3 protein-coding genes are annotated in these 7,453 nt (G+C 55.8%); 1 reads left to right on the top strand and 2 read right to left on the bottom strand.

Annotated elements, in window-relative coordinates:
- Positions 1–141: 141 nt before the first annotated feature.
- On the bottom strand, positions 142–4,392 hold the full coding sequence (locus BN873_RS06185; RefSeq protein ID WP_048671760.1) for a TIR domain-containing protein: 4,251 nt from the start codon (positions 4,390–4,392) through the stop codon (positions 142–144).
- A gap of 155 nt (positions 4,393–4,547) precedes the next feature.
- Here BN873_RS06185 and BN873_RS06180 point away from each other — a divergent pair, with 155 nt between their 5' ends.
- Positions 4,548–4,988, top strand: coding sequence for an Hsp20/alpha crystallin family protein (locus BN873_RS06180; RefSeq protein ID WP_048671785.1), 441 nt, complete (start codon positions 4,548–4,550; stop codon positions 4,986–4,988).
- Between the two features lie 99 nt (positions 4,989–5,087).
- On the opposite strand, the gene ptsP is transcribed toward BN873_RS06180, so the two are convergent.
- Positions 5,088–7,343, bottom strand: a complete 2,256-nt coding sequence (gene ptsP / locus BN873_RS06175; RefSeq protein WP_048671758.1) for a phosphoenolpyruvate--protein phosphotransferase — start codon at positions 7,341–7,343, stop codon at positions 5,088–5,090.
- Between the last annotated feature and the right edge of the window lie 110 nt (positions 7,344–7,453).

Here is a 7,453-nt window from a genome sequence, read left to right as displayed (position 1 = left end):
ACCCGACCCCATCCCGAACTCGACCGTGAAACCGCTCCGCGCCTATGATCGTGCGAGACCTACTCGCGCTAAAGTCGGTCATCGCCAGGCTCTTATTCCTCAAAAGCCCAACCTATAAGGTTGGGCTTTTGTTTTTCCCGTTTAGCGTTGGGTCAGCGCTTCCAATAGCAGTTGTAATTCAACTGCATATTGATAATGTAGGTTTGGGTCGGTAGCCAAGGTAGGTTCATAAGATCCCATAAGAATATTTTTCAATTTATCAATCAATAGTTTACCCCCGGCTGGTACATTAGGGCTGGCCGCAATCTGTTCGAGCTTGGCTGCAAGAGAAGAAGTTTCGCCGGTGCGGATAGCTTGATGAACTTGCGCGCATAGGCGTGCCCCTGGATTGTCGTTTTCACCGCCAGCCCTTCGGTAAGCGAGGTATTTTTGCATCGCTTGCCGTCGTGCTCGGTCTGCGACATCCTGATTTTGCGCGGTTTGGCCAAGATCGTGTAAACCTCGGCGGATGGCCCAATTGCGAGCGGTATAGCTATCGGGCAGATTGCATTCGCTAGCCCGGTATAATTCTTGGCGGGCTTCGTCATGGCGGTGAAGTTGGATGAGAACATTGGCAAGTTTGTTGCGACTGGCCTCTTCGCCAAGAGAATCCCCCAATTGGGTGCATAACTCTGACAGGCGACGATAAGCTAAAGCGGCTTCCTCCAATTGATTGGATATTTGGTGCAGATGGCCTAATTCTCCCAAGGTTTCAGTTATACTATTGCGATCTCGTTGCTGTTCATAGAGATACAGCGCCTGTTGGCAAGCGTGCAGGGCCGGTTTCATATCTGCGCTTAGTTTGTGGGAGAGGGCGATCTGCCTCCAGGCACGCGCAGTGCCTTCTGGTTCCCCTAGCGCTTCGAAGATCTGACGGGCGGAATCGTATAAATCAACCGCTTCACTGTAATGTCCTTGTCTCTGGCGCACTAAACCCAACTGCATTTTATTATTTGCAATCAGTCCTTTGGGGGCATTAGGCCCCGATTGAGTGAGTGCCGCTTCATAGGCAGTGGCAGCTTCCTGCAAACGCTGTAAATAGGCTAAGCAATCACCGATTTCAGCATCGACCACTGCTGCCATGCGGCCTGCATTGCTGTTGCCGGTTTCAGCCAAGCTTTGAAATTGCTGGCGGGCAACCGAAAACTCCCGGACAGCTGATTCGGCGGCACCGGTTAATTTGAGCAACTTGCCCAGTTGGAAAAAGGCCTGCGCCAGATCATAGCCGGCTCCCGGATAGCTGTCGGGGCCTGCTTCTTGGCATTGGCGCAGCAACTGTCGGGCTGCCTGGAAGGCTTCCTCAAGCGCGCCATTATCGCGCAGGCGTTCGACCCGCAAGCGTTCAGTTTCGAACCGTAGTCGGCTCCAACCAGACAGCGCGTGGCCGGCCCGTTCGCGGGCGGCCATGGCTTCCCCCAGCGCATTCGGGATGCCGAGAGAAACGAGCAGTTGTTCCAGCCGGCTGGCTAGGCGGGCGGTACGTTCAGCGCTGAAATGTTGCTGGTGATCCCGCAAGAACGTCAGAAGATTAGGTAATTCCAGGCGGAGCAAGCGTGTTGTCCGTGCGTTGTCTTTGAAATACTGCTGATAAAGCACATCAATGAGTTCCTCCATGCCATTTCGCCAGCGGTCTTGCCAGATTAAGCGATGGCTGGGAGACAATTGGTTGGCCAGATAATGGGATAAGGCAGGATCGAAGCGCCAATGACCGTAGCCTTGATCCTCAATCAATTCCAAAGCACTTAGACGTTTTTGGAAAGCATCCAAATCCTGTGTATCTAACACCAGCGCTTTTCCTAGAGCGATACGATTCATCCCCCCTTTGAAAAAAGCGATGATCGCCGAACGCTCCCGATCTTCGGCTGGCAACTGGCGCAGGGTGAGTTCAAGACCTAAGAACAGTGGCCATTGCGGGTCATCGGGATGGCGGTATAGGATTTCGGCACGCAGGGTGTGCAATAGGGCTAATGTCGCCTTCGCGCCATGTATTGCTATTTCGTGAGAGATTCGCTGCAAGGCGACTGGATGACCGCCAGCGAGTTTGACCAGTTGACGTAAAGGTTGAAAGCCATCTTTGGCATCACTGGCTGGGGGGAGTTCGCGCGCACCTATGAGGGTGCGGCCGATTAGACAGATAGCATCGTTTTCATCAAGGGGGCTTAGCTTAAGCTCTTTCCAGGGCTGGGCGAAAGGCGGTGGACCCAAGCGGCCTAAACCCAATAATCGCAGTCCTGGACATGCGTTTAACAAATCCTGCCACAGTTGATCAAAGAGCTTGTCGTGCTCCGAAGGCCATCGCTCGATCTGATCAAGTACGATCAATGTGGATTTTTTTTCTAACGTCTTTTGCAGGTGGCTGAGAGCACGCCAAAAAGTCGGATAGGTTTCTACCGACCAGTGCTTGTTTTGGGGCAGTAATTGTCGGCCGAGCGTTTCCAGCAAATAGCTTGGTTCTCTGGCATCGTCACGGTTGAGATAAGCGATCTGGTGAAAACGGCCGGAGCGCACTAGCCAGTGGGCTAAAGCGCTGGCGGTAGCGGTTTTGCCGCTACCGCCAGCGCCACGCAGGAACAGCGTGGATTGTTCTTTCAACAGTCGTTCCAGCCGCAGCAAGTCACGGGTGCGACCCACAAAACCGGTCGGTGGTGGTGTGGGTAGGTGTGCCGATGGCTCAGGCCAAGTCAGCTCCAGCAAGCGTCGCCGGAGATCCAATGGCGGACGCAAACACAAACGGGGATCTTGTTCCCCCACATACAACTTAAAACAAAACCAATCCTGTAGATGGATGCCACCGCTCATCCCCGCCGCCCGATACGTATCACCGACCAAGTAGTTTTGGCCAGCAAACAGGGCTTGGCTAATCCGGGCGCCGCGCAATAACTCTTCATAAAAGCCTTTCCAAAACCGTTTCTGGGTCTCGGTCGGTACCGCAGGATGCACGGTGATGGCGGCCGCGATTCCGCTTGCCAGCAGCAAGGAGGTAAGACGGAAAGTAGCCGAATCAGCAGCGTTTGTGTTCCCTCCGTAGAGAACGACCAGCCGGATGCGGTAAGAGCTTAGTAGCGAAATCAGCTCTTTAACTGGCACAAAATGGGCCTCACGGCACAGAGGCGCTGGCGGATCGTAACCCGTTTCAAACGCACACTGAACCTCTTGGGTAGCGAGATCCTCACGCAGATAAGCGTCCAGATGCAGTATCGAAAAGGGGCGCCCCGTTACCCAAGCGTCATTTAACTGCTTTTCCAAAGCTGCCAACGTGGGTGAGGTAAGTATCCGTGGTTCGACTAAGCCGCCGAGGCTGGCTAATGCTGCCATTAAAGGTAAAGTGCCACGCCGGTAGTCGGAGTGGCCGGTCGGTTCGGTATCGGGGTGAGGGCTGGCCGCCAGAATCCGTAGGGGTGGTGGTACGGGTAGAAACGCGCCACTCCCGCCTGGAAGGCGACGGATGACTTGGACGGGCTTCTTGGCGCGAATCAGAAAATCGTTGGCATCGTGCAGCAGCTCCCAGGGCAGTTCAAGCAAGTCGACCGTAGCTGAATCGGCACCGTCAGCTTTGATCACTAAGCACCCTTCCTGAGACGAAAGTAATTGGCGCCACACGGTCGTCAGCGCCTGGGACTCTGGTGCGTTGAGGACTATTTGGTATAGCGAGCGCCCCCATTGCGCAAGCTGGATGGCAACATGGTCTGCTAAGTCGCGCAGAACGTCTGTTGGCCAGCAAGGATAAGTTTGTAAATACCAGTGTTGAAGTTCCCGGCTGGGTGCTATCGGCAGCGGGCAGCTTAGCGTCAGGGGCGGATCTTCGTCGGGCTGGGAATTTAACCGCGCTACCCATTGCCAGGAAGCGGTAGACGACGTGCTCTGACTGAAGCTTAACGCCAACTCCGTCGGTGGCTGCGCATGACGGTCGGTAGCGCTGCCAGCGGGCGAGGTTTCGCCCAAGACAGTGAGTAGCGTTGGCAAGATAGGCCCCAGCCCATCCGAAGGGAGCTGGAGAGGAGCAGTACGAGGTACCGGTGTGAACCATTGCGGCAACATCGCTTCATCGACACCAGGTAACAATAGCGGAATCACCCGATAACGATCAGCGCGTCGCCGCTCGACTTCTTGCGCAATTTCGATTTCCCGCCGTAACCAGGTCGGATCGCCAGTATTCAAACCGAGCACGACGATCACTTGGCGGGCCTGTTCGATGGCCCACCGCACTTCGGGCGCCAAACGATTGCCGCCCCTCAGATTGCGGGAATCGTTCCAGACCGGCAACCGAAAGGTTTCCAGCGCCAAGCCCAGATCTCGGGCGAAAGCCGCATCAGGTTGGGCATGGCAGATGAAAATCTGTGGTGCGGCCATCATCTAAGATTCCATGGGAGGTGAACTATCATAAAGCGAAATAGCTTGACGGAAAAATGCCTGAAATCCCTTGAAATCACCGCACTAGCCCCCAGTTATTAAGTCACTTGATCGGCGTTCAACGGAGCGCCGAAATTGAAATCGATGGAGGATCGATCATGGCTCTGATGCGTTATGAACCGTTAAACCTATTGAATCAATTGCAACGCGAAGTCAATCATCTGTTTGCAACCAACCGGTTGGTGGATGAGGAAACCGGGCATGTCCTGGCCGATTGGATGCCGGCGCTCGATATCAAGGAAGAACCAGGTCAGTTCGTCATTCATGCCGATCTGCCTGGCGTGGAGATCAAGGATATTGAAATCACCCTGGAAAAGGGGACGCTGGCTTTGAAAGGCCAGCGTGCGAGTGAAACCAAACAGGAAACCGAGCAATACCGCCGAGTCGAGCGGGTGCGCGGTACATTCCTGCGGCGGTTTTCACTACCGGATGTGGCGGATGCCGACAAGGTGAGCGCCAAATGCAAGGATGGAGTCCTGGAAGTCGTCGTCCCCAAGCGAGAAGCGGCCAAGCCTCGCCGAATCGCCATTGAAAGCTGATCGGGCCAAGTTGGAGTGCACCGATTGGGTGTGCTCCAGCGAGCAAGGGTGCGAGCGGGTCGCCTGATCCGCTCTTCGCGCCAGCCGGTGCCCACCAACTCAGATAGATTCATGTACGATTTCGCCTAAACCGGCCTGCTGGAGTGCGCCATTAAGCAGACGGCGAATCTGGTCGGTCGTCTCCAGGGTGAGCGCCTCTTCGGCTAGGGCGCACGCCTGAGCACGGGCGAAGCGGCGGATCACCCATTTCACCCTTGGCAGGCTAGCGGGACTCGCGTTCAAACTATCGGCTCCCATCCCCAGCAGCAGCAGGGCCGCCCCCGGATCGGAGGCCATCTCCCCGGATAACTGTACTGGGCGACCGGCCTGGTGGCCGCCGGCGAGGATGTGGGCGATAGTCTTTAAGAGCGCCGGATGCAGGTGATCGTACAACCGAGCCACTTGGGCATTGTCACGATCCACTGCCAGTACATACTGGGTTAGGTCGTTGGTGCCGACTGACAGAAAATCCACGCGCCGAGCCAATTGAGCGGCTTGCCAAGCGGCGGAAGGGACTTCGATCATCGCACCGACTTGAGGGCGTGCGGCGGGTGTACCCTCCGCTTCCAACTCCCGATACGCTTGCGTCAGCAACCGTAACGCCTCATCCAACTCTTCAACGGTAGTAATCATCGGGAACAAAACCCGCAGATTTTTCGAATCGGCATTGGCCCTCAGCATCGCGCGCAATTGCACGAGAAAGATCTTGGGATGATCCAGCGTGAAACGAAGACCGCGCCAGCCCAGAAACGGATTGTTTTCATCGATAGGATAGTAGGGCAGGGGTTTATCGCCACCGATATCCAGCGTGCGGATGGTGACGGGCTTGGGGGCAAACGCCTTGAGCACTTGTTGGTAAATAGCGTATTGCTCTTCCTCGCTGGGGAAGGATTCGCGGATCATAAAGGCGAATTCCGTGCGATAAAGCCCGACGCCATCGGCTCCACAATTACTTGCGGAAGGAATATCCGATAGCAGGCCCGCTTTGACATAGAGCGGCACCCGGTAGCCATCCAGCATTTCCGCCGGTAGGTCGCGTAGCTTGTCCAACCCAGCAGCTAATTCCGTCTCAGCGGCGATCAGCCGTTGATATTCCGCGCGTACTGCGGGGTCCGGGTCGATGAACACCCGCCCTTGATAGCCGTCAACGATGATTTCGTGCCCTGCCAAGCCATTGATCGGACGGTCACCCAAATTCATGACGGCTGGAATGCCGATGGCTCGCGCCAGAATTGCGATATGAGAGAGCGCCGAACCCCGTAAGCACACGATGGCGGCCAATTGATCGGGAGGGATCGTCGCGAAATCCGCTACGCTTATTTCCTCAGCAAGCAATACGCAGTGTTCGGGCAAAGCGCGTGATGAGTCGGTGGCGCCTGTGTATAAATGCCGCAGCACCCGCCGACCAAGATCGCGGATATCCTCTGCTCGTGCGTTCAGATAAGGATTGTTGGTTTGCTGTAAAGCCTGTGCACGGGCCAGGATCGCATCACGCCAGGCAGCAGGCGCCCATAATCCGTTGTGGATGCGGGTGTTGATGTCTGCACGCAGGCTATCACTGTTTAAGAGCAGACGATGCGCGCTAAACATCGCCTGTTCGCTGGGTGGCAGCAGAGACAACAATTGCTCGTTAGCCGAGCGCAATTCCTCATCGACGGCGCTGATGGCTGTGTTTAGCGCTACTTCCTCAGCGGCGGGATCACTCGTAGAGCGGTTAGGTACACGATCAAGGTCCGCCAAGCGGTACGGCAGGGTGATGGTGCCAATCGCGACCCCCTGTGCCCCTGGCAGCCCAGACAGAGAACGCACGCCGGATAGCAGTGCGTGGATAACACCATCGAGCGTTGCTTGATGGATCAGATGCGCCAGTGGTACGGCGATACTGACCAGAAAATCCACCTCCATCGTCTGGAATTCGCAGATGCGGGTATCCCGGACGACTAAGATGCCTAGAGTCTGGTGATCCTGTACCAGCGGTACTCCCAAGAAGGCGTGACAAATCTCCTCGTCGGTACCGAGTGTGTTCTGGTAGCGTGGATGCTGCTGGGCGTCCGCCAAGTTCAGCACATCCTGCCGTTCTGCGATCCACTCCAGCAAGCTTGGCTGATCCGTGCGTCGCACCTGGCCTCTGGCGACGAGAGTCAAGCCGATGCCGGCACCGCAAACCAGTTCACGACGCTTCTGATCAACGAGATAAATCGTGCAAGCAGTCACTTCCAGGGTATCGCGAATTTGGGTAGCCGCTATAGTAAGCGCGCTGGGAAAATCCGTCGCGGCCGTGGCTTCTTGTACAATGCGGCGTAAAGCTTCAATCATAAGGTGAAATAACTTTCGATTTCGCGACCCGGTAAGGGGTTAGAAGACGCGGCGCCGACATTCGAAACTCATGCCGTCGCAATGATGACAACCGAGGGGAATATACTGCC

It is taken from the genome of Candidatus Competibacter denitrificans Run_A_D11 (assembly GCF_001051235.1).
GTDB lineage: Bacteria > Pseudomonadota > Gammaproteobacteria > Competibacterales > Competibacteraceae > Competibacter_A > Competibacter_A denitrificans.
The sequence above is the reverse complement of the archived record's forward strand: the minus strand, read 5'-3'. Positions and strand labels throughout refer to the sequence as shown.